Annotated in this window: 24 protein-coding genes, 1 tRNA gene and 1 pseudogene; 14 read left to right on the top strand and 12 right to left on the bottom strand. The window is 72.3% G+C overall.

From position 1 onward, the window contains the following. Nucleotides 1-92: 92 nt before the first annotated feature. Nucleotides 93-2,516, top strand: a complete 2,424-nt coding sequence (locus ACZZ9K_RS14185) for an excinuclease ABC subunit UvrA (RefSeq protein WP_463444391.1) — start codon at nt 93-95, stop codon at nt 2,514-2,516. Nucleotides 2,517-2,570: 54 nt separating this feature from the next. Here the strand turns inward: ACZZ9K_RS14185 and ACZZ9K_RS14180 are convergent, their stop codons facing one another. From ACZZ9K_RS14180 to ACZZ9K_RS14170, 3 genes are all read right to left on the bottom strand, one after another. Beyond that, nucleotides 2,571-2,726 (bottom strand): hypothetical protein, encoded by a 156-nt coding sequence (locus ACZZ9K_RS14180; protein ID WP_155896774.1) that lies wholly within the window; start codon nt 2,724-2,726, stop codon nt 2,571-2,573. Between the two features lie 240 nt (nt 2,727-2,966). Then, entirely contained in the window at nt 2,967-3,674 is a 708-nt protein-coding gene (gene mtnN, locus ACZZ9K_RS14175; protein ID WP_083404427.1) for a 5'-methylthioadenosine/S-adenosylhomocysteine nucleosidase, read from the bottom strand. Between the two features lie 57 nt (nt 3,675-3,731). Further along, on the bottom strand, nt 3,732-4,688 hold the full coding sequence (locus tag ACZZ9K_RS14170; protein ID WP_463444390.1) for a serine hydrolase domain-containing protein: 957 nt from the start codon (nt 4,686-4,688) through the stop codon (nt 3,732-3,734). A 65-nt stretch (nt 4,689-4,753) separates the two neighbouring features. Here ACZZ9K_RS14170 and ACZZ9K_RS14165 point away from each other — a divergent pair, with 65 nt between their 5' ends. The 4 genes from ACZZ9K_RS14165 to ACZZ9K_RS14150 all read left to right on the top strand — a co-directional run bounded on the left by ACZZ9K_RS14165 (nt 4,754) and on the right by ACZZ9K_RS14150 (nt 7,522). Continuing rightward, nucleotides 4,754-5,086, top strand: coding sequence for a hypothetical protein (locus ACZZ9K_RS14165; protein WP_463444389.1), 333 nt, complete (start codon nt 4,754-4,756; stop codon nt 5,084-5,086). Nucleotides 5,087-5,193: 107 nt separating this feature from the next. After that, the gene (locus ACZZ9K_RS14160) at nt 5,194-6,312 is read left to right on the top strand and encodes an NAD(P)/FAD-dependent oxidoreductase (RefSeq protein ID WP_463444388.1); all 1,119 of its coding nucleotides are present in this window, start codon (nt 5,194-5,196) and stop codon (nt 6,310-6,312) included. Further along, nucleotides 6,312-7,334, top strand: a complete 1,023-nt coding sequence (locus tag ACZZ9K_RS14155) for an arsenic resistance protein (RefSeq protein ID WP_463444387.1) — start codon at nt 6,312-6,314, stop codon at nt 7,332-7,334. The genes ACZZ9K_RS14160 and ACZZ9K_RS14155 overlap by 1 nt, the downstream gene beginning before the upstream one ends. Then, nucleotides 7,331-7,522 (top strand): hypothetical protein, encoded by a 192-nt coding sequence (locus ACZZ9K_RS14150; RefSeq protein ID WP_463444386.1) that lies wholly within the window; start codon nt 7,331-7,333, stop codon nt 7,520-7,522. The genes ACZZ9K_RS14155 and ACZZ9K_RS14150 overlap by 4 nt, the downstream gene beginning before the upstream one ends. 121 nt (nt 7,523-7,643) lie before the next feature. Here the strand turns inward: ACZZ9K_RS14150 and ACZZ9K_RS14145 are convergent, their stop codons facing one another. Then, nucleotides 7,644-8,246, bottom strand: a complete 603-nt coding sequence (locus tag ACZZ9K_RS14145; RefSeq protein ID WP_463444385.1) for a TetR/AcrR family transcriptional regulator — start codon at nt 8,244-8,246, stop codon at nt 7,644-7,646. A 154-nt stretch (nt 8,247-8,400) separates the two neighbouring features. Here ACZZ9K_RS14145 and ACZZ9K_RS14140 point away from each other — a divergent pair, with 154 nt between their 5' ends. From ACZZ9K_RS14140 to ACZZ9K_RS14120, 5 genes are all read left to right on the top strand, one after another. Beyond that, nucleotides 8,401-9,375, top strand: coding sequence for an alpha/beta hydrolase family protein (locus ACZZ9K_RS14140; RefSeq protein WP_463444384.1), 975 nt, complete (start codon nt 8,401-8,403; stop codon nt 9,373-9,375). Beyond that, on the top strand, nt 9,372-10,349 hold the full coding sequence (locus ACZZ9K_RS14135; RefSeq protein ID WP_463444383.1) for an SDR family NAD(P)-dependent oxidoreductase: 978 nt from the start codon (nt 9,372-9,374) through the stop codon (nt 10,347-10,349). The genes ACZZ9K_RS14140 and ACZZ9K_RS14135 overlap by 4 nt, the downstream gene beginning before the upstream one ends. Before the next feature lie 61 nt (nt 10,350-10,410). After that, nucleotides 10,411-10,866 carry a GNAT family N-acetyltransferase gene (locus ACZZ9K_RS14130; protein ID WP_301629464.1) on the top strand — a complete coding sequence of 152 codons (456 nt, stop codon included), beginning with the start codon at nt 10,411-10,413 and terminating at the stop codon, nt 10,864-10,866. A 30-nt stretch (nt 10,867-10,896) separates the two neighbouring features. Next, on the top strand, nt 10,897-12,363 hold the full coding sequence (locus tag ACZZ9K_RS14125) for an SDR family oxidoreductase (RefSeq protein WP_017886157.1): 1,467 nt from the start codon (nt 10,897-10,899) through the stop codon (nt 12,361-12,363). A 100-nt stretch (nt 12,364-12,463) separates the two neighbouring features. Continuing rightward, a complete protein-coding gene (locus ACZZ9K_RS14120; protein WP_463444382.1) occupies nt 12,464-12,835 on the top strand; it encodes a hypothetical protein in 372 nt (123 codons plus the stop codon). Nucleotides 12,836-13,091: 256 nt separating this feature from the next. Here ACZZ9K_RS14120 and ACZZ9K_RS14115 read toward each other — a convergent pair. Further along, nucleotides 13,092-13,163 (bottom strand) — tRNA-Gln (locus ACZZ9K_RS14115). A 79-nt stretch (nt 13,164-13,242) separates the two neighbouring features. On the opposite strand from ACZZ9K_RS14115, the gene ACZZ9K_RS14110 reads away from it, so the two are divergent. Together ACZZ9K_RS14110 and ACZZ9K_RS14105 are read left to right on the top strand one after the other, a co-directional pair. After that, nucleotides 13,243-13,737: a MarR family winged helix-turn-helix transcriptional regulator gene (locus ACZZ9K_RS14110; RefSeq protein WP_027465090.1), complete on the top strand. Its 495-nt coding sequence runs from the start codon at nt 13,243-13,245 to the stop codon at nt 13,735-13,737. A gap of 47 nt (nt 13,738-13,784) precedes the next feature. Continuing rightward, on the top strand, nt 13,785-14,261 hold the full coding sequence (locus tag ACZZ9K_RS14105) for a VOC family protein (RefSeq protein WP_463444381.1): 477 nt from the start codon (nt 13,785-13,787) through the stop codon (nt 14,259-14,261). Between the two features lie 6 nt (nt 14,262-14,267). On the opposite strand, the gene ACZZ9K_RS14100 is transcribed toward ACZZ9K_RS14105, so the two are convergent. From ACZZ9K_RS14100 to ACZZ9K_RS14070, 7 genes and pseudogenes are all read right to left on the bottom strand, one after another. Further along, nucleotides 14,268-15,623, bottom strand: a complete 1,356-nt coding sequence (locus ACZZ9K_RS14100; protein ID WP_463444759.1) for an ABC-F family ATP-binding cassette domain-containing protein — start codon at nt 15,621-15,623, stop codon at nt 14,268-14,270. 23 nt (nt 15,624-15,646) lie between these two features. Then, a pseudogene (locus ACZZ9K_RS14095) lies at nt 15,647-16,013 on the bottom strand (ATP-binding cassette domain-containing protein); the annotation flags it as partial. Nucleotides 16,014-16,347: 334 nt separating this feature from the next. After that, entirely contained in the window at nt 16,348-16,746 is a 399-nt protein-coding gene (locus tag ACZZ9K_RS14090) for a PLDc N-terminal domain-containing protein (protein ID WP_051596635.1), read from the bottom strand. 85 nt (nt 16,747-16,831) lie between these two features. After that, on the bottom strand, nt 16,832-17,272 hold the full coding sequence (locus tag ACZZ9K_RS14085) for a molybdenum cofactor biosynthesis protein MoaE (RefSeq protein WP_266062958.1): 441 nt from the start codon (nt 17,270-17,272) through the stop codon (nt 16,832-16,834). Beyond that, nucleotides 17,269-17,781, bottom strand: coding sequence for a MogA/MoaB family molybdenum cofactor biosynthesis protein (locus ACZZ9K_RS14080; protein ID WP_138802625.1), 513 nt, complete (start codon nt 17,779-17,781; stop codon nt 17,269-17,271). Before ACZZ9K_RS14080 ends, ACZZ9K_RS14085 begins: the two co-directional genes overlap by 4 nt. Next, nucleotides 17,778-18,266: a cyclic pyranopterin monophosphate synthase MoaC gene (gene moaC / locus ACZZ9K_RS14075; RefSeq protein ID WP_463444380.1), complete on the bottom strand. Its 489-nt coding sequence runs from the start codon at nt 18,264-18,266 to the stop codon at nt 17,778-17,780. Before moaC ends, ACZZ9K_RS14080 begins: the two co-directional genes overlap by 4 nt. Then, complete coding sequence (locus ACZZ9K_RS14070; RefSeq protein ID WP_463444379.1) at nt 18,263-19,495, bottom strand: molybdopterin molybdotransferase MoeA; 1,233 nt, start codon at nt 19,493-19,495, stop codon at nt 18,263-18,265. The genes moaC and ACZZ9K_RS14070 overlap by 4 nt, the downstream gene beginning before the upstream one ends. A gap of 106 nt (nt 19,496-19,601) precedes the next feature. On the opposite strand from ACZZ9K_RS14070, the gene ACZZ9K_RS14065 reads away from it, so the two are divergent. Beyond that, nucleotides 19,602-20,537: an MTAP family purine nucleoside phosphorylase gene (locus ACZZ9K_RS14065; protein WP_463444378.1), complete on the top strand. Its 936-nt coding sequence runs from the start codon at nt 19,602-19,604 to the stop codon at nt 20,535-20,537. After that, nucleotides 20,534-21,604: an NAD-dependent epimerase/dehydratase family protein gene (locus ACZZ9K_RS14060; protein WP_412161545.1), complete on the top strand. Its 1,071-nt coding sequence runs from the start codon at nt 20,534-20,536 to the stop codon at nt 21,602-21,604. The genes ACZZ9K_RS14065 and ACZZ9K_RS14060 overlap by 4 nt, the downstream gene beginning before the upstream one ends. Nucleotides 21,605-21,867 lie beyond the last annotated feature (263 nt).

Genomic DNA, 21,867 nt, shown 5'->3' with positions numbered 1-21,867 from the left:
TCGCTCCGCCGATCAGGGCGGAGCGGCTCTTCGTCGTTCGCGGTTCCGCACCGGTACTGCTTCTCCCAGTGGCCGAGCCTACGATCGAGCGAATGCCCGCTCCTCGCTCGACCCCCACCGACGACCGACCCGGGCCGGACGACTTCATCCGCGTCCGAGGCGCCCGCGAGAACAACCTGCGCGACGTCGACGTGGACATCCCCCGCGACCGGATCGTCGCGTTCACCGGCGTCTCCGGCTCCGGCAAGTCCTCACTCGCCTTCGGCACCGTCTTCGCCGAGGCGCAGCGCCGGTTCCTCGAGTCCGTCGCCCCGTACGCGCGGCGGCTGATCGCGCAGGGTTCCACCCCGCACGTCGACTCGATCACCGGGCTGCCGCCCGCCGTCGCCCTGCAGCAGCGTCGCGGCGCCCCGAGCTCCCGCTCCACCGTCGGCACGATGACCACGCTGTCGAACTCGATGCGCATGCTCTACTCGCGTGCCGGCACCTACCCGTCCGGCGCCGACCGGCTCGAGTCGGACTCCTTCTCGCCGAACACCGTCGCCGGCGCCTGTCCCCGGTGCCACGGCATCGGGACCGCGCACGAGGTGACCGAGGCATCGGCCGTGCACGATCCGTCGCTGAGCATCCGCGACGGCGCGATCACCGCCTGGCCCGGTGCGTGGCAGGGCAAGAACCTGCGCGACGTCACCGCCGTGCTCGGCTACGACATCGACCGCCCGTGGCGCGAGCTGTCGCGCGAGGACCGCGACTGGCTGCTCTTCACCGAGGAACAGCCCGTCGTGCAGGTGCAGCCGAAGCGCGACCGCGTGGCGAAGCCCTACAAGGGCCGGTTCTGGAGCGCCCGCCAGTTCGTGCTGCACACCCTCGCCGACTCGCAGAGCGAGACCCAGCGCAAGAAGGTGCTGCAGTTCGTCGAGTCCGGCCCGTGCGGGCTGTGCGGCGGCACCGGCCTGACCCGAGCCGCACTCGCCGTCACGATCGGCGGCCACTCGATCGCCGAGCTGAACGCCCTGCCGTTGACCGGCCTGGCCGACGTCCTGCGCCCGATCGCCGCGATCACCGACGCGGCAGCGGCGACGTCGCGAGCATCGTCCGGCGAGCACACCGAGGTCGCCGTGGCGATCTCCCGCGACCTGCTCACCCGCGTCGAGGTCCTGGTCGGCCTGGGGCTCGGCTACCTCGCGCTCGACCGCGCCACCCCGACGCTCTCCCCCGGTGAGAGCCAGCGGCTGCGGATCGCGACGCAGCTGCGCTCCGGCCTGTTCGGTGTCGTCTACGTGCTCGACGAACCGAGCGCCGGGCTGCACCCCGCCGATGCCGAGTCCCTCGTCGACGTCCTCGACGACCTGCGTGCCGGCGGCAACAGCGTCTTCGTCGTCGAGCACGACATGAGCATCGTGCGCCGAGCCGACTGGATCGTCGACGTCGGCCCCCGCGCGGGCACCGGTGGCGGCACCGTCCTGTACAGCGGCCCGGTCGCCGGCCTGGCCGAGGTCGAGGCCTCGGTCACCCGGCGTTTCCTGGAGCCCCGGCAGCCGACCGCCGACCGTGCCGCCCGGTCCCCGATCGGCACGCTCGAACTCCGCGACCTCACCCTGCACAACCTGCGGGGGCTCGACGTCGACCTGCCGCTCGGTGTGCTCACCGCGGTCACCGGGGTCAGCGGCTCCGGCAAGTCGTCGCTCGTCGGCGGCGTGCTGCCCGGCGTCGCGACGTCGCACCCGCTCATCGACCGCGTCGTCCAGGTCGACCAGAAGCCGATCGGCCGGACCCCCCGCTCGAACCTCGCCACCTACACCGGCCTGTTCGACGCGGTCCGGGCCGCTTTCGCCCAGACCGACGACGCGAAGGCCCGGGGCTGGACCGCCGGACGGTTCTCGTTCAACGTCGCCGGCGGTCGGTGCGAGGTCTGCCAGGGCGAGGGGTCGGTGTCCGTCGAACTCCTCTTCCTGCCGGGCAGCTGGGCACCGTGCCCCGAGTGCCACGGCTCCCGCTACACCGCCGAGACGCTCGAGGTCCGGTGGAACGGGGCGTCCATCGCCGACGTCCTCGGCATGACCGTCGACGAAGCGGCGCCGTTCCTGGCGTCCCTGCCCGCAGCCGGGCGCGGACTCGAGACCCTCCGCGAGGTCGGCCTCGGCTACCTGCGGCTCGGCCAGCCCGCTCCGGAGCTCTCCGGCGGCGAGGCGCAGCGCATCAAGCTCGCCACGGAACTACAGCGTGCGCGGACCGGCCACACCCTGTACCTGCTCGACGAGCCCACCACCGGCCTGCACCCGGCCGACGTCGAGCTGCTCACCGCCCAGCTCGCCCGCCTGACCGACGCGGGCAACACGGTCGTCGTGGTGGAGCACGCCATGGACGTCGTCGCGAGCGCCGACCACGTCATCGACATGGGCCCGTCGGGCGGCGAGGACGGCGGTCGGGTCGTCGCCTCCGGCACGCCCGCCGAGGTCGCCGCGTCGACCACCAGCCGGACCGCGCCCTACCTGCGGGACCAGCTCGGTCGCTGACGCAGAAGTGCCCGCCAGGATCGCTCCTGGCGGGCACTTCGTGGCTGCCGCTGGTTACCGCTGGACCGCTTCCGGGGCGTCGTCGCGGAAGAAGTCGCTGCCACTGTGCGTGTAGCCGACCTCACCCGTCCGACGCCACTGCTTGCGGACGCGCTTGAAGGTGGTGATGCGTGCGGGTTCGACGTTCTCGTCGCTCGTGTAGGCGCTCATGGCTGATCTCCCTGTGTGATTGGCCGTGGTTCCTTGGGCCCCCGGGATGGAGGCTAGCGAGGGCCTCGGAGCCGAGTTCGCGATCCGTCCCGGAACGTCCGTGGAACGCAGTTCCGGCCGCCTGATGGCCGCGGAACGCAGGCACGGACGCGACCAAGCGGGATGGACTGGAGGCCCGGATCACCGCCGGCAGACCGGCGGCGGCGAGTCACGCCTCCAGGCCGGTGCACCGGTGCGGACTCAGGAACGCAGTCCGAGCACCAGGTCGTGGACCACGCGCGCTGCGCGTGCCGCGGCGTCGTCCAGGTGCTCGCGGAACTCGGCGCCGTCCGGCGCGCAGAGGTCGCTGATGCACCGGACCGACACGAACGGCATGTCGTGCACGTGGGCGAACTGCGCGATCGCGGCCGACTCCATGTCGACCGCGGCCACGTCGGGGAACGCGACCCGGAGTGCGCGGGCACGACCCTCGGTCACGAAGACCTCGCTCGAGCCGATCGTCGCCGACCGCAGCGGCCACGCGATGTCGGCGCCCATCGCCAGCTCGACGAGCCGGGCGTCCGGCGCGTAGCCGGTCGGCATGCCGGGGACCTGGCCCAGGGCGTAGCCGAACGCGGTGGCGTCGGCGTTGAGGTTGACGTACCGGTCGCCGACCACGACGTCACCGATGGCGACACCGTGCATGAGCCCGCCGGCGGTCCCGACGCTGATGACCGGGATGCCCGGGCCGAAGTCGTGGAAGCCGTGGGCGACCGCGGCCGTGGCGTTCGTGAAGCCGATGCCGCTGCGGCGCACGACGACCGTGGCGCCGCCGATGTCGAGCAGCTGGTGCGGGTCGTGGCCACCGACGGGGCCGTCGAGGACGGGGACGCCGCCGAAGAGGTCGGCGAAGGCCGAGACCTCTTCGCTCATGGCCGCGATGATGATCGCGACGGGTTGCTGCTGCACTGATCGATCCTCCCACGCCGGGCGCGCGCGGACGTGCAGGTCGGATGGTCGCGGTCGCTACCGGCGGGGGTCCTGGCGGGCCAGCTCGTCGGCGACGAAGACGGCGAGCGCGTCGGCGCCGAAGTGGTCGTCGGCGGTGATGGTGACGACGGTGCCGGGGTCGTTGCTCGCCTCGGTCTCGTCGAACAGCAGCATCTGCCCGTACGCACCGTGCAGCCGCCAGAGCCGGCCGGGACCACCCCACCCCGCCATCGCGTAGCGCTCGTAGCCGGGGCCGGTGCCCTCGCGCTCCACCCAGTCGGTGTGCATCGCGTCGCACCACCGCGCGCTGACGATCCGCTGTCCGTCGACGACCCCGCGGTCGCGGATCAGGTGCCCGATGCGGGCGAGTTCCTCGGTGCGGAGCGACAGCCCTTCGCCGCCGGCGACGAACCCGTTCGGGCAGCGCTGCCACTCGACGTCCCGGATGCCGAGCGGCGCGAACAGCCGTTCGGTGACGAACGCGCCGACGTCACCGACCCGGGCCTCGAGCACGCGCATCGCGGTGTAGGTGCTGGCGTTCGCGTACTGGAACACCCGGCCGCGGGACGGTCGCCGCAGGAACTCGGCCGCCAGGTCCGGCCAGTCCGTCAGCTCGGTCGCCGACCAGGGCATGTCGATCCCGCTCGTCATGGTGAGCAGGTGCCGGAGGGTGACCCGGTCGATGCCGTGGCCGAGCAAGAGGCCGGTCTCCGCCCCGAGGCCGGTGCCGACCAGGTACGTCGCGATCGGTTCTTCGAGGTCGACCACGCCGTCGTCGGCGGCGATGCCGGCGGCCAGGACGCAGACTCCCTTGGCGGCGGAGTGGACCTCGCGCCGGACGTCGGGGGTCCAGTGGTACTCGGCGACGTCGTCCGCGGTGCCGTCGGTGCCCGGCGCCGCAGTCCGCGTGCGCACGTGGATGCCGTGTGCGGCGAACCCCGTCGCGTCGATGTGCCGGACGACGGCGTCGAGGATGGTCGCGGCGGTGTGCACACCCCATCCTCTCGTGTCCGGGCGGCTGCGGGCACGGGCAGGGGCCGCCGCGTACCGTCCGGCTCGTGTCCGACGAACAGCCCCGCCGCCCCGATCCCACCCGCGTCGGCGACCAGCCCGCACTCCGGACGGCGTCGGGCTCGAACTGGCTCGTGTGGGGAGCCGTCACGGCCGTCATCGTCGCCGCGGTGATGGTGCTCATGGCGATCCGAGCGCCGACGATCGGCTGGCCGGCGCTGGTGCTCGTCGTCGTGTTGTTCGTGGCGATGGTCGTGGTCCGGATGGCCGTCCGGCCGCAACGGACCCGACTCGTCACCCTGGCCGTGCTCGACCTCGGCATCGTGGTCGTCGGACTTGGAGCGACCCTGGCGGTCCTGTACTCGACGCCGGCGGGCTGATGCCGCAGTAGCTTGTTGATAAGTCTTCTCACTAAGATGGCGTGCAGCGACCACACGACGGTGGCCGTTCCATCGACGCAGCCACAGCTGCTGGGAAGACCGACCCCATGCCAGCACCACACCCCACCGAGACCCTCGACGCCCTCGTGGTCGGAGCCGGACCGGCCGGCGTCGGCACCGGCCTGGCACTCCATGCCGTCGACGGCCTGCTGTTCGGCGTCGTCGAACGCGGCGTCGTCGGGGACACGTTCCGGCGGTGGCCCGAGCACCAGCGGTTCCTGACGCCGTCCTTCACCGGGAACGGGTTCGGGGCCACCGACCTCAACGCGGTCCACCCGCGCACCTCCCCCGCCTACAGCCTGGGGACCGACTACCCCTCGGGGCCGGAGTACGCCCGGTACCTGCGCGGCGTCGTCGCGGCCTTCCACCTGCCGACCCTGCTCGACACCGAGGTCGAGCACATCGAGCCGGACGACGACCGCTTCCGCGTGACCACGAGCCGCGGCCCCGTCGTCACCCGCAACGTGGTCTGGGCCGGCGGCGAGTTCTCCGACCCGATCCTGCCCCGTTGCGCGGGCACCTCGCTCGGGGTGCACGCGTCCGCCGAGGCAGCCTGGGTGGCGCAGTCCGGACACGTGGTGGTCGTGGGCGGCTTCGAGTCCGGCATCGACCTGGCGTGCCACCACGTCGAGCAGGGGGCGACGGTGACGGTCGTCGACCCGTCCCACCCCTGGGACGCCGGCAGCGGGTCCGACCCGTCGTTCCGCCTCGCCCCGCGGACCCGTCAACGGCTCGCGGCCGCGCGGGCCAGTGGACGCCTCACCCTGGTCGACGACGGCCAGGTCACCGGCATCAAACGGTCCGGAGAGGGGTTCACCGTCGGCGTCGCCGGACGGACCGCCTTGGTGTCGGACGTGCCACCGATCCTCGCCACCGGGTACGGCCCGGGGCTCGGGCCGGCCGCGAGCCTGTTCGACACCCGCGCTGACGGCTGGCCGCTGCTCACCGAGGACGACGAGTCGACCACCACGCCCGGGCTGTTCCTGGCAGGCACGGCGCTCCGGCACGGTGGGCTGCAGTTCTGCTTCGTGTACAAGTTCCGGCAGCGGTTCGCCCGCGTCATCGGCGAACGAGCCGGACGCGACTGCGGCGCCCTGCAGGAGTGGGACGACGCCGGGATGCTCACCGACGACCTGAGCTGCTGCGGTGTCGAATGCGCGTGCTGATGCCGGCACAGCGGCCCGCCCACCCCGCCGGTGCACGACTCTGGGCCACCCCCGCGATCGTCGGCGGCGCCATCCTGGTCGGGTCGGTGATCGGCGGGACCTCCCCCGCGAGCGGCGATGCCATGGGCTCCGTGGTGGACCCGTTGGTGATCACCCTGGTCGTCGCCCTGTTCGTCGACGTCCCGCTGCGCCGCCTCCCACGGACGCCGGGCGCGTGGAAGGTCATCGGCATCGCCTGGAGCATGAACTTCCTGCTCGCCCCGTTCGTCGCGTTCCTGCTCACCCGCATGGCCCTGCCCGGGCACCCCGCCGTCCAACTCGGCGTGATGCTGTACTTCCTGGCACCCTGCACCGACTGGTTCCTGGCGTTCACCCGCCTGAGCGACGGGGACACCGCTGTCGGGGCGACCCTGCTGCCGATCAACATGGTCACCCAGCTGCTGCTGTTCCCGGCGTGGATCACGGTCCTGGGCGGCAACGCCGGCATCGATGCCGTGGGGACCGTCGGCACCCTGCTGCAGTGGTTCGTCCTGCCCGCCGCGATCGCCGTGGTGATCCGCCTCGGGATCTCACTGCTGCCGGACGGCGCCCGAGCCCGCGCCGCCACCCTGCCCGGCCGCGCGGTTCCCTGGATCGTGGGCGCGATGGTCGCCGGGCTCTTCGCCTCGCACATCGCGCTGCTGCTGGCGAACCTGCCGGTGTTCGTCGCCGTGCTGGGGTGCGCGGTGGTCTTCTTCGCCGTCGTGTTCATCGCGGCCGAGTGGGCGTCACGCCTCGCCGCACTGCCGTACCCGCGGTCGGCGCTGCTCGCGATGACGACGGCAGCGCGCAACGCGCCCCTGATGATCGGGCTGACGAGTGCAGCACTCCCCCACCAGCCACTGATCACCACGGCGATCGTCGTCGGCATGCTCGTCGAGTTCCCGCACCTGCTCGCGGTCCGCCACCTGCTGCTGCGTCGGCGACCTGGTCAGCACGCAGGGCGACGCCTGCGCGGCACCGCAGCGTGGGGGCACCCGTGACGCACCGGGTCCGACTCGTCGTCGTGCCCACCGAGCGGCGGGTGATCGAGACCGAGCACGACGACCGGCGGACGGCGCTCCTGCTCGCGCTGGGCCAGGTGCCGCTCGGGTACACGGTCACCGACGTCGACGTGCTGCCGGAACACGAGGACACAGCGGGCTGCCCCGCGGAGCCGGGCGCGGTCTGAGCGGGGCGCTCCGACGGCGCTGGTGCGGCCCGAGACGGTCGCGACGCCGGACGGGAGGCCCGTCACGGGCACGCACCGCGCCTCCAGTCCGGTGCCGGTCGCGACCAGTGCACGTGGCCGGCTACGCGCTGCCGGTCACCGTCGGCTGCGCCTGCCGCAGCCCGGTGACCAAGAGGGTCACGATCGTCCGGACGTCGTAGTCGGGGTCCTGGGGACTCCACGCCACCAGGTCACCCACGGCCCGGAGCAGCTGGTACGGCGGGGTCGGGGCGGCCACCTCGCCGGACGCCCGCGCGGCGTCGAGCAGCCGGCCGAGCACGGGCACCAGCTCGTCGACGAACAGCGTGTGCAGCGCCGTGAAGCCGTCGGCGTCGCCCTCCCAGACGCGCGCCAGACCGTGCTTGGTGCCGAGGAAGTCGACGAACTGGTGCACCCAGCGCAGCAGGGCGGCGAACGGTGTCGGTTCCGAGTCGAGCAGCGCCGGCCCCGCGTCGACCAGGGCCTCGATCTGGTGCCGGTAGACGGCGACGACCAGGTCCGAACGGGTCGGGAAGTGCCGGTAGAGCGTACCTACCCCGACACCGGCGGCGGTGGCGACCTCGCGCACCGGTGCGCCGACGCCCGAGGCCGTGAAGACCGCGGCAGCGGCGTCGAGGATCGTGCGCTCGTTGCGCTCGACGTCGCGACGGCGACGCGGCACGGGGTCGGTCGACGGGGTGCTCATGCGTCGATCATCGCACGACACCGACGCGATGCGGAACAATGCTCCGCTTCATCTTGCAATCCGGATCGCTGTTCCGTATCGTTCCGGAACGTCGCTCCGCTTCGGACGACGATCGCTCCGACCACGGGCGACACTGCCTCCCGGAAAGGCCCACATGGCACCCACAGCACCTCGACCGCAGGTCATCAGCGTGCGCCCCGTCACGCTTCCCGCACCCTCGCGCGGTCAGGATCTCGAGGTCCGGATCACCGCACCGACGACCGGAACGGACCTGCCCGTCATCGTCTTCGCCCACGGCTTCGGCCAGTCCATGACCGGCGGCGACCCCCTGGTCGACCACTGGACCGCGAACGGCTTCGTCGTCGTCCAGCCGACCTTCCTCGACGCGAAGGCCTACGGGCTGACGCTCGAGGACCCGCGCTACCCGACCATCTGGCAGACGCGCGTCGACGACCTCGAGCGGGTGCTCGACGACCTCGACCAGATCATCGACGCGGTCCCCGGTCTGAGCGGGCGCGTCGACACCGCCCGCCTCGCCGCGGTCGGACACTCGTGGGGCGGACAGTCCGTGGGCATGCTGCTCGGGGCCCGCGTCCTGGACGCCGACGGGCGGCCGGGCGAGGACCGCACCGACCACCGCGTGCGCGCCGGGGTCCTGCTGTCCACCACCGGGATCGCGCGCGGCGACCTCGCGCCGTTCGCGCAGGAGCACTTCGCGTTCATGAGCCCCGACTTCAGCCAGCTGCACACCCCGTCACTGGTCGTCGCCGGCGACCACGACCAGTCCCAGCTCTCGACGCGAGGTCCGGACTGGTTCACCGACGTCTACCACCTGAGCCCCGGCGCGCGGTACCTGGTGACCGTCCACGGAGGCGAGCACCTGCTCGGCGGGATCCAGGACTACGAGTCGACCGCCACCACGGACGAGAGCCCCGAGCGTGTGGACCTCGTCCGCCACACCACGACGGCGTTCCTCCGGACCGAGCTCGGGCTCGACCCCGACGCGTGGTCGGCGATCGCCGACGCCGTCGGCCCTGCCACCGCCCACGCGGCGGGCCCCGCTGCCGCCGTCGCGGCCGGCCATGCTGCCGCCGTCGGCCACATCGAATCGAAGGAGCACCACTCGTGATCACCGACCAGCACCCCCTGCCCAGCGGCTTCACCGCCGCGTCCACCGCCGCCGACGTCCTGGACGGCGTCGACCTGACCGGCCGGAACGTCGTCGTGACCGGCGGACACAGCCGCCTCGGCCGCGAGACCAGCCGCGCCCTCGCGGCGGCCGGCGCCGACGTCACCGTCGCCTCCCGTGACGTCGACCGGGCATCCGCAGTCGTCGCCGACATCCCGGGCATCCACGTCGAGGCCCTCGACCTCACCGACCCGTCGTCGGTCGATGCCTTCGCCGCGCGCTGGTCGGCCTCCGGCCGCCCGCTGCACATGCTCGTGAACAGTGCCGCGATGCTCTTCACCCCGGACCGCCGGCTCGACGGCCGCGGCAACGAACTGGCGTTCTCGACGACGCACCTCGGGCACTTCCAGCTCACGCGGGCGCTCCTCCCCGCCCTCCTGGAGGCCCGTCGTGCGCGGGTCCTGACCGTCACCTCCGGTGCGGCGCGGTTCGGGCAGATCCGGTGGGACGACCTGACGTTCGCGCACGGGTACGACCCGGTCACCGCGTACGGCCAGTCGAAGCGCGCCAACGTCCTGTTCACGGTGGAGCTCGACCGGCGGTACGCCGACCAGGGCATCCGCGCCTTCGCCGCACACCCGGGCGTCATCATCGGACCCGGCCCGCACGACCCGGCGGTGCTCGCGTCGTACCGCGAGCAGGGACTGGTCGACGACCACGGGGTGACCGTCATCGATCCCGAGGTCGGCAAGAAGACCGTCGAGCAGGGCGCCGCGACGCTCGTGTTCGGTGCCGCGAGCCCGCTGCTCGACGGCGTCGGCGGGGTCTACCTGAAGGACAGTGACGTCGCCGTGATCGACGACCGGGTCCTGCCCCTCACCGCGGACCGGATCCCGTCGGACGCGAACTCGGCGATGCTCGACGCCGACGAAGCCCGGCGCCTGTGGGCGGTCAGCGAGGGACTCCTGGCCTGATCACGGTCGGCCGGGGGCCTCGTCTGCCCACTGTTCTCGTCGTCCTCGCTACTGTGTGACGGTGCTGACCGTGCGGATCGAGAGCCCCCGACAGGACGACGTCCTGCACCTGCTGCAGCAGGGCGACGACTACGGACTGAGCCTGTACCCGGCCGAGAACTACCACGCCCTCGACGTCGACGACCTGGACCAGCCCGACGTCACGTTCCTGGTGGCGCGCGAGGACGGGGTCGCCCTCGGCACGGTGGCGCTCGTCGACGCCGGCGACGGCACCGGCGAGGTCAAGCGCATGTTCGTGAGCGACGCCGCGCGTGGGCTCGGCGTGGGGACGCGGCTGCTCGACGCCCTGCACGACCGGGCCCGCGCGGTCGGCATCGGGACCGTCCGGCTCGAGACCGGTCTGCCGCAGGCCGCGGCGATCGCGCTGTACCGGAAGGCCGGGTACGCGGACATCCCCCGGTTCGGCCCGTACGTCGACGACCCGACGAGCGTGTGCATGGAGCAGCAGCTCGTCTGATCGGCGCTCGGTCCCGACGTAGGATCGCGTGTGAGCTCCGAGCACCCCGAACCCAGCGGCATCGACCCCGACGACCTGACCGTCGCGCTCCGGGTGCTCGAGCAGCTGCCGTCGATCGACGAGACGCACCCGGACTTCATCAGGGTCCGCCAGGCCACCGCGAAGATGTTCAAGGCCGTCAAGCGCGCGCACCGACTCGAGAAGCGCGGCGTCATCGCCGAGGCCGACCGCCGGGTGATCGCCGCCACCGCCACCGGGGCCGCCGACCGGATCGACGACGAGACCCGAGGCGTCCCGATCAGCGCCTCGACCGCGTCGACGACCGCGGGCACGCTGCTGAAGTCGCGCCCCTGCTACATGTGCAAGCAGCACTACACGGTCGTCGACGCGTTCTACCACCAGCTCTGCCCGGCGTGCGCTCGCATGAGCCACGCGAAGCGCGACGCCCGGACGGACCTGACCGGCAAGCGGGCGCTGCTCACCGGCGGCCGCGCGAAGATCGGTATGTACATCGCGCTCCGGCTGCTGCGCGACGGGGCCCACACCACCATCACCACGCGGTTCCCCCGCGACGCGGTGCGGCGGTTCGCGAGCCTGCCCGACTCCGCCGACTGGATGGACCGTCTGAAGGTCGTCGGCATCGACCTGCGCGACCCCGCGCAGGTGATCGGGCTCGCCGAGGACGTCGCCGCGTCCGGTCCCCTCGACATCCTGATCAACAACGCCACCCAGACCGTGCGCCGGTCGACCGGCGCCTACCAGCCGCTGGTCGACGCGGAACTCGCGCCGCTGCCTGACGGACCGTTGCCCGAACTCGTGACCTTCGGGCACACGAACGACCAGCACCCGCTGGCGCTCGCACGCTCGGTGGCCGCGCACCCGATCCTCGCGGCCGCCGCAGCCCGGGCCGACGAGCTGACCGAACAGGCGATGGCGCCGGGATCGAGCTCGCTCGAACGACTCGCACTGGGCACCGCCATCGACGCCGGCGGCCTGGTCCCCGACCTGCACGACGAGAACTCGTGGACCCAGCAGGTCGACGAGGTCGACCCACTCGAGATGCTCGAGGTCCAGCTGGCCAACACCACGGCGCCGTTCATCCTCATCTCGAAGCTCCGCCCCGCGATGGCCGCGAGCACAGGACGCCGCACCTACGTGGTGAACGTCAGCGCCATGGAAGGGGTGTTCGGCCGCGCGTACAAGGGGCCGGGGCACCCGCACACGAACATGGCGAAGGCCGCCGTGAACATGCTCACCCGTACGAGCGCGCAGGAGATGTTCGAGACGGACAACATCCTGATGACGAGCGTCGACACCGGCTGGATCACCGACGAACGGCCGCACCCCACGAAGGTCCGGCTCGCCGAAGAGGGCTTCCACGCGCCGCTCGACCTGGTCGACGGGGCAGCCCGTGTCTACGACCCGATCGTCCGGGGCGAAGCCGGTGAGGACGTGTTCGGTGTCTTCCTGAAGGACTACGCGCCGAGTTCGTGGTGACGAGCGGCCGACCGGGTCGGTTCCGTCATCATTCCGCACGGGATCGACAACGAAGCGATCCATGTCGACAACGTCAGTGGAGTCAACCAGGAGTCCCGAAATGCTGGAAGTCTTCTTCCTCTCGTCCATGGACAGCAAGCGGTTCTCGACCGTCTTCCGGTGCACGGTGGAACGACCGATCGAGCTCCCGAACGGTCACCATGCGCTGATGGTGAGCTGCGATCCGCCGTTGAACGGTCAGGAACTCGGCCACCCGCTCGGCGTCGGAGAGTTGTTGCTCTGGAGTCGGTTCGAGGACGAGGACCTCTGGACGTTCCCCGCCTTCCCGCACTTCGTGCAGATCAGCCTGCCTGACGCGGACGTGCGTCCCCATGCCATGCCCGCGAGCATCGCATGGGGCGAGATCTACAAGACCGAAGCCGACGCGCACGCCCATGAGATGAGCGCTCGCCCGCGCTCCTCGCCCGAGTGATCGAGTTACTCCGCAAGCTCCATCAGTCGCGCGAACCTCGCGACGAGGTAGCAGGAAGCAGGAAGCGATCCGTATCGAGGTCACGACCATGCCCCTGGACCTACCCGTGGCGGCCTGACCCCGGGCCGGCTTTGAACTGAACAGGCCGACCCCAGTCGCTCGGCGCTGAAGGTGCCACGGGAAGTCTGCGCGTGTCCGGCGGCGCATCGGAACGAATAGACCGAACCGATTCCGACGATCGGCCTATCGGTCCCCGCTCCGCCTCCAGGATTCGAACCCGGACCTAACGGCACCAAAGGCCGTCGTGCTGCCATTACACCAAGGCGGAACGCACCGAGGGGTGCTCCTCCATCCTCCCACGACCGACGAGGCTGGCTGTCCGCTCCGGGTTCGGCCAAGATGGTGGGATGCCGCATGAGGACGAGGTCGATCGCATCGTCGCGGCGTGGGGTCGTGAGCGTGCCGACCTCGACTTCGGCCCGCTCGAGGTGCTGTCCCGCGTGGACCGGCTCGCCCGACACCTGGACCGCGCCCGGCGGACCGCGTTCGACGCGAGCGACATGGAACCGTGGGAGTTCGACGTCCTGTCGGCCCTGCGGCGGGCGGGTGAGCCCTACGAGCTGAGCCCGAAGACCCTGCTGCAGCAGACCCTGGTGTCGAGCGGCACGATGACGAACCGAGTGGACCGCCTGGCTGCCCGCGGCTTCGTGGGGCGACGGACCGACCCGAAGGACGGCCGCGGGATCCTCGTCTCGCTGACGGGCAAGGGCCGGGTGGCGGTGGACGCGGCGATCGCGGACCTGCTGGCCGCCGAGCGGGACATCCTGTCCGGGGTCTCCGCCGACGAGCAGGGCCAGTTGGCCGGGCTGCTCCGCCGACTCATCCTGGGCCTCGGGGACTGACCGACAGCGCGACACGGGCCGAGCGGCCCCGGGGTAGCGTGCGGCGCATGCACGCCATCACCCTCGCCGTCGCCGACGTCGCTCGATCGGCCGAGTTCTACCGCGCCCTGCTCGGCATCGAGGGCAGCGGCGTCATCGGCACCGAGTACGCCGCCACCGAGACGCAGGCCGGCGGCACCACGGCGATGTTCACCCTCGACGACGGGCTGATCGTCAGCGTCTACGGCCGTGACGACATGGCGAAGGACTCCGGCGTGCAGCTGGCCACGGCACCGAGCAGCACGATCGGGCACTTCACGAGCAGCCAGGCCGAGGCCGAGGCCTTCCTCGAGCGAGCACAGGTAGCGGGCGCCACGATGCCCGAACCGCCGTACACACGCCCGTGGGGCATGTGGTCCGGCTTCTTCCAGGATCCGGACGGGCACCTGTGGGAGGTTGTGGCGAACCCCGGCGGCGGAGCCCCCGAGGAGGCCAAGCCGACGGATGCAGACCAGGACGAGGTCGACCCCGCGTCCGTCGAGTAGACCGCCTCAGACCCCGAGCAGCTCAGCGACCTCGAGCCAGCGCTCCTCGAGCTGCTCGACCTCGGCCTCGAGCGCACCGAGCTTCGCCTGCAGTTCGCCGAGTCCGGCGTAGTCGGACTGGTCGTGCGTCGCGAACTGGTCGAGCAGCTTCTTGCGGTCCGCGCCGACCTTCGCGATCTTGCGGTCGAGCGCCGCCATCTCCTTCTCGGCCGTCCGCCGGTCCGCTCCCGACAGGGCCGACGCACCAGCGGCCGTGGACCCAGCCGCGGCGCCGGCCGAGCCGGTCCCGCCGACGGTGTCGGGCCTCCCGGCAGACGCGGCGGCAGCCGCAGAGGCGGTCCCGCCACCGGTACCGGCCTCGCGCAGCCGCATGTACTCGTCGACGCCGCCGGGCAGGTGGCGCAGGTGCCCGCCGAGCACGGCGTACTGCTGGTCGGTGACGCGCTCGAGCAGGTACCGGTCGTGGCTGACGACCAGCAGGGTGCCGGGCCAGGTGTCGAGCAGGTCCTCCATGGCGGCGAGCATGTCGGTGTCGAGGTCGTTGGTGGGCTCGTCGAGGATGAGCACGTTCGGCTCGTCGAGCAGGATGAGCATGAGCTGCAGGCGCCGCTTCTGCCCACCGGACAGGTCCTTGACCGGCGTGGAGAGCTGCTCCGAGGTGAAGCCGAGCCGCTCGAGCAGCTGCGACGGCGTCATCTCCTTGCCGTCGGCGACGTAGCTCGTCTTCTTGCGGGCCACCACTTCGCGCACGCGGTCGTCGGCGAACTGCTGCAGGTCGGCGAGCTGCTGGTCGAGCACCGCGACCTGCACCGTCTTGCCGGTCTTCACCCGCCCGCTCGTCGGCTGCAGCCGGCCGGAGACCAGGTTGAGCAGCGTGGACTTGCCGGCGCCGTTCGGGCCGAGGATGCCGGTCCGCTCCCCCGGAGCGATGCGCCACTCGATGCGGTCGAGGATCTGCGTGCCGTCGAACGAGACGCTCACGTCGAGCAGGTCGACGACGTCCTTGCCGAGGCGCGCGGTCGCCGTCCGGGACAGCGCGACGGTGTCGCGGATCGGCGGGACGTCGTCGATCAGGGCGTTCGCCGCGTCGATGCGGAACTTCGGCTTGCTCGTGCGGGCCGGGGCACCGCGGCGGAGCCACGCGAGCTCCTTGCGGGCCAGGTTCTGGCGGCGCTGCTCGATCGTGGCGGCCTGCCGGTCACGCTCCACGCGCTGCAGGATGTACGCGGCGTAGCCACCTTCGAAGGGGTCGACGACGCCGTCGTGGACCTCCCACGTGTCGGTCGACACGGCGTCGAGGAACCACCGGTCGTGCGTCACGACGACCATGCCGCCCTGGTGCGACGACCAGCGGCGGTTGATGTGCCCGGCGAGCCACTCGATGCCCTCGACGTCCAGGTGGTTGGTCGGCTCGTCCAGGAACAGGACGTCCCAGTCGCCGACCAGCAGCCGCGCGAGTGCCACACGGCGACGCTGCCCACCGGACAACTCGTCGACGCTGACGTCCCACGGGATGTCCGAGACCAGACCGCCGATGATGTCGCGGATCTTCGGGTCACCGGCCCACTCGTGCTCCTCGAGGTCGCCGACGACGGTGCTGCCGACGGTCGCGCCCTCGGGCAGGATGTCGCGCTGGTCCAGGTAGCCGATGGTCAACCCGCGGCGGTGCGTGACGCGGCCGCCGTCCGGCTCGAGGCGCTGGGACAGCAGTGCGAGGAGGGTCGACTTGCCGTCGCCGTTCCGGCCGACCACGCCGATCCGGTCACCCTCGTCGATGCCGAGGGTGACGTTGTCGAAGACGACCTTGGTGGGGAACTCGAGATGCAGGTTCTCGGCGCCGAGGGAGATGTGCCACGCGTCAAGGGTAGGTGGCGCGGCGGGGTGGTGGGTGCGGGGCGGGTGGTTCGGGTGGGCGGATGGCTCTGGGCGCACGGCGCGCGCTTGTTCGAGTGGTGCGGGGTTGCCGGCTCGGTGCGAGCCTGTAGCGGCACACGGAGCGCGCAACCTCGCACCAGCCGACAGACCGCGCACGGTGCGTCGGCGAGGCGGCGCTCCGCTCGTCGGTGCGACGGCCTGGAGGCCCGGGTCAGCTCGCGGGAGCGGCGTCGCCTTCGCCCGCGGCCTCCTTGGCACGCTTCAGGCGGGCCTGCGCCTCCCAGTACTCGATCTCGCGCTCGAGCTCGGCGAGCTCCTGCTCGGTACCGGTGACGCGCTTGGCGCCGTGGGCACTGCGGGCGTCGCCGAGGGTGGCGTACCGGTCCTCGTGGCGGGTCGGCTCGATGTAGCGACCGTGGTTCCGTTCGCCCGGAGCCCAGTCGTGGCCGATGGCGAACCAGACGATGCTGCCGACGACGGGGACCAGGATCACGAGGATCACCCACGCGATCTTCGGCAGGCCGCGGATCTGGTCATCCGTCTTCGTCAGGATGTCGATCAGGGCGAAGACCAGCAGGATGACGGTGATCCCGGGCAGCAAGACGCTCATGTTCGCGATTCTATGGATCCGCTTGGAGTCTCACCATGCCCCGAACGAGCGTCCCGGTTGCGAAGGTGCACAGGGTCGGGGCCGATCAGAGCGCCGCGACCCACTCGTCCGTCCCGTCGGTGAACCGCTGGTGCTTCCAGATCGGCACGCGCTCCTTCACCAGGTCGACCAGGGCACCGCACGCGGCGAACGCCTGCGCCCGGTGCGACGACGACACCGCTGCGGCGAGCGCGACGTCACCGATGCCGAGCGCCCCGACGCGGTGCAGCACGGCGATCCGGACGTCGGGGTGGTCCTCGGCGATGGTCCGGGCGACCTCGGTGATGACCTCGCCGGCGCTGGGGTGCCGCTCGTAGTCGAGCGCGGTGACGCCCTTGCCACCGTCGTGGTCTCGGACGATGCCGGCGAAGGTCACCACGGCGCCGTCCTGCTCGGTGGCCACCACGGCTGCGACCTCGTCGACGCTGATGTCGCGGTCGACGACGTCGGCGAGCACGACCCGTGCGGCGGACTCGGGGGTGCTCACGAGGCGCTCCGCGGGGCGTGGCCCTCGCCGTGCACCTGGGCGACCACGTGGTCGAGCACACCGTCGAGCACGGCGAGCCCGTCGGACACCCCGCCGCGCGACCCGGGCAGGGTGACGAGCAGGCAGCCGGCGTTCGTGACCCCGGCGACGCCGCGGGTGAGCAGCGCAGTCGGGCCGGCGCCCCCGAGTCCGCGTCGACGGATCTCCTCGGTGATGCCGGGCAGTTCGAGGTCGATCAGCCCCGCCACGGCCTCGGGGGTCCGGTCGGTCGGGGTGACCCCGGTGCCGCCGGTGGTGATGACGACACGTGCGTCGGCCAGGAGTTCGGCGGTGACGGTCTCGGTGATCGCGCCGCCGTCGGGGACGATGATCGGGTCGCTCGTCGTGAACCCGCGGTCGCGCAGCCAGTCGGCGATGACGGGTCCGGTGCGGTCGAGTGCGGGGTCGGCGGCGGCCTGCGTGGACACCACGACGACGGCGGCCCGGCCCCTGGTCGGCTCGGCGGTCATCGGTTGCTCCAGTCCCCGGAGCGCCCGCCGTGCTTCTCGAGCACGCGCACGTCCGTGATCACGGCCGCTCGGTCGACGGCCTTCACCATGTCGTACACCGTCAGGGCGGCGACGCCCGCCCCGGTCAGGGCTTCCATCTCGACGCCGGTGCGCGACGTCGTGCGGACCGACACCTCGATCAGCACGCGGTCGTCGGAGCCGGTGATGTCGACCTGCACGCCGGCGATCGGCAGCGGGTGGCACAGCGGGATCAGGTCGGAGGTCTTCTTCACCGCCATGATCGCGGCGATCCGGGCGGTGCCGACGACCTCGCCCTTGGGCAGCGAGCCGTCGAGGATGCGTGCGACGACGTCGGGACGGGTGACCACGGTGGCGGTGGCGGTGGCCGACCGGTCGGTGACGTCCTTCGCGGAGACGTCGACCATGTGCGCGCTGCCGTCGGCACGGACGTGCGACAGCTGGTCGGAGGCGGACGGGTCAGTCATCGGAGGCTCCAGACGGTCAGGGGGTCGCCGACCTCGACGGTGTCGACCCCCACGGGGACGTGCACCAGGTGGGTGGCCGCGGCGTAGTGCACGAGCAGGTGCGAACTCGGCCCACCGACGAAGTGCACGGCCCCGTCCTGCACCCGGCCGCGACGGACCTGGTGCTTGCCGACGGGTGAGCCGGCAGCGGACGCCGCCGGCAGGACCTGCGTGGGGCGGTCCGGCACGAGTCCGACGGCGGCGGCGAGCAGCGGGCGCAGGAACACCTCGAACGAGACGAGCGCCGACACCGGGTTGCCGGGGAAGGACACGACCGGTACGGCGCGACCGTCTCCGAACACGACGCTGCCGAACGCCTGCGGCCCACCGGGTTGCATCGCGACCGGCGTCACCGCGAGCCCGCGTGGTTCGAGCGCCTGTCGCACGACCTCGTACGCCCCGGCGCTGATGCCCCCGGTGGTCAGCACGAGGTCAGCCCAGTCCCCCACGGCTGCATCGAGCGCCCGGTCGAAGGCAGCGACGTCGTCAGGCACCCGGACGGCCCGCGAGTCCGCACCGACCTGAGCAAGGGCGGCCCGGAGCGCGATGCCGTTCGCGTCGCCGATGGTCGCCGCGTCCGTGTCGGCGCCCTGCAGCTCCGAGCCGGTCGAGACGACGAGGACCCGCAGTGGTCGGCGTACGAGCACGGTGGCCACCCCGGCCGAGGCGAGCGCACCGAGCAAGGCGGGCGTCACCGGGGCTCCGGCCGGAGCGAGCTCGGCACCGGCGGGCAGGTCGCTGCCGGTGACCCGCACGAACGTGCCGGCGGTCAGGTCAGCGGGCGCCGTCACCCGGGGCAGCTCGAGCGCCGCCGGGAACGCTCCGGGCTCGGTCGCCTCGACCGGGAACACCGCGTCGGCACCGGTCGGGATCCGTGCACCGGTCATGATCGGCGCGGCCGTGCCGGGCTCGAGCGGTTCGGGCACCACGCCGGCGGGGATCGGTTCGACGACCCGGACCTGCTGCCCGGCCTCGGTGACCCGCACCGCGAACCCGTCCATCTGGCTGTTGTCGAACGGCGGCAGCGGAACGGGCGACAGGACGGCGGCCGCGAGCACGCGGTGTGCGAACCCGGCCCCGAACCCCGCGCCGACGAGTTCGTTGATCGGCAGTTCTTCTGCTCCGAGGCCCGCCACCACCGGCGCGAGCAACGCCGCCAGGTCGTCGCGGTGCTGACCGATCGTTCGCACAGGTGCCTCCGAACAGGGGTTGGTGGCGCCGTTCCCGGTTCGCCCGGTGGCGCCGTCAGTAGCGTATCCAGCGCGCAGCCCGCGCCGACGACCAACCGGAGGACCTGTGGAGAACGACGAAGCCGTGACGATCGGTGTCATCGGAGGCTCCGGCCTCTACCAGCTGTTCGAGGAGGGCACCGCCGACGAGCTCGACGTCCCGACCCCGTTCGGCCCGACGTCGAGCCCGATCAGCATCGGCACGATGGCCGGACGACGGGTCGCGTTCCTGACCCGCCACGGCCGTGAGCACTCCGTCGCCCCGCACCGCATCAACCACCGTGCGAACGTCTGGGCGCTCCGTTCGCTCGGCGTCCGCGCGATCGTGTCCTCGAGTGCCGTGGGCGGCCTGCACCCCGACTACGCCCCGGGCACCTTCGTCGTGACGGACCAGCTCATCGACCGCACCTGGGGCCGCGCCGACACGTTCTTCGAGGACGACGTGCAGCACCTGTCCTTCGCCGACCCGTTCGACCCGACGCTCCGCCGCGCGGCGATCGAGGCCGTCGGCGGCCTCGACGTGCCGTTCCGTCCGACCGGCACCTGCGTCGTCATCCAGGGTCCCCGGTTCTCCACCCGCGCCGAGTCCGTCTGGCTCCGGCAGGCCGGCGGCCACACGATCAACATGACGATGACGCCCGAGGTCCCCCTGGCCGCCGAGCTCGGCATCGCCACCGTGAACCTGTCGTTCGTCACCGACGCCGACGCCGGCCTGGCCCCGACCGAGGACGAGGCCGCCGCCGCAGCCGCAGCCAGCGGCCCCGACGTCGACGACGCCGGCGCCGTCGTCACCCACGCCCTCGTCATGGAACGCCTCGCCCGCGCCAACGAGGTCATCGTCCGCGCCATCGGCCAGATCGTCGCCGCGATCCCCGCCGACTTCACCCCGCGCGAACTCGTCCCGAGCAGCGCGAGCGCCAGCATCATGCAGGCCCAGCCCGCGGGCCCCACCGCCACGCAGGCCCAGCCCGCCGCCACCGTCACCACGGGCCCCACCGCATGAGCCGCCTCCTCGTCACCGGCGGTGCCGGCTTCATCGGCTCCGCGATCGTCCGCCGCGCCCTGGCCGACGGCCACGAGGTCCGCGTCCTCGACTCCCTGCGCGACGACGTGCACGGCGACCCCGCCGAGGTCATCCACGCCCACCAGCAGCAGGGCATCGCGTTCGTGCACGGCGACGTCCGCGACCGGGTCGCCCTCGACGCCGCCCTCGACGGCATCGACGTCGTGTGCCACCAGGCCGCCAAGGTCGGCCTCGGCGTGGACTTCCAGGACGCCCCCGACTACGTCTCGTCGAACGACGCCGGCACCGCCCACGTCCTCGCCGGCATGGACCGGCACGACATCGGCCGGCTCGTCGTCGCCAGCTCGATGGTCGTCTACGGCGAGGGCGCGTACACCACCGCCTCCGGCGAACCCACCCGTCCGCCGGCCCGCCGCCGCGAGGACCTCGACGCCGGCCGCTTCGACCCCATCGGCCCCGACGGTCAGCCCCTGCTGCCCGGCCTGATCGACGAGTCCGCCGCGCTCGACCCCCGCAACGTGTACGCGCAGACGAAGGTCGCGCAGGAGCACCTCGCCTCGAGTTGGGCCCGTGCCACGGGCGGCCGCGCGATCGCGCTCCGGTACCACAACGTCTACGGACCGGGGATGCCGGCGAACACCCCCTACGCCGGTGTCGCGTCCCTGTTCCGCTCGGCCCTGGCCCGCGGCGAGGCACCCCGCGTCTTCGAGGACGGCGCCCAGCGACGCGACTTCGTGCACGTCGACGACGTCGCCGGCGCGAACGCCGCCTCGATCGCGGCGACCGCCGACCTGCCGTCGGACACGTTCCGCGCGTACAACGTCGGCTCCGGCACCGTGCACACCATCGGGGACATGGCCGCCGCGATCGCCGGACCCGACGGCCCGCAGCCGGTCGTCACGGGCGAGTACCGCCTGGGCGACGTCCGCCACGTCACCGCGAGTTCGGCACGCATCGCCGCCGAGCTCGGCTGGCACGCCGAGGTCGACTTCGAGGCCGGGATGCGCGACTTCGCGACGGCACCGCTCCGCAGCGCCGTCCGCTAGCCGGAACGCGTGCGCGAGCGGCGCACCGCTGGCCGTGCCTGAGAGCGCGACCAGCCACCGGACGGGAGGCCCGTGACGGCCCCGCCCCGTGCCTCCCGTCCGCAGTCCCCGCCCCCGGAACGCCCGATACCCGCGCACCCTGTCCCCCGTTCTGGGGACCGGACGCGGATCGAGCGCGCTGAACGACCAGGACCCGGCAGTTTCCTGTACCCCGCAGCGCGTCGTCGTGTTGTGTCGAGTGCATGCCAGGACAGACCCGTCGA

It is taken from the genome of Curtobacterium sp. AC268 (genome assembly GCF_979258745.1).
Note: the sequence above shows the minus strand (reverse complement) of the source record. Positions and strands in the feature narration are given on the sequence as shown.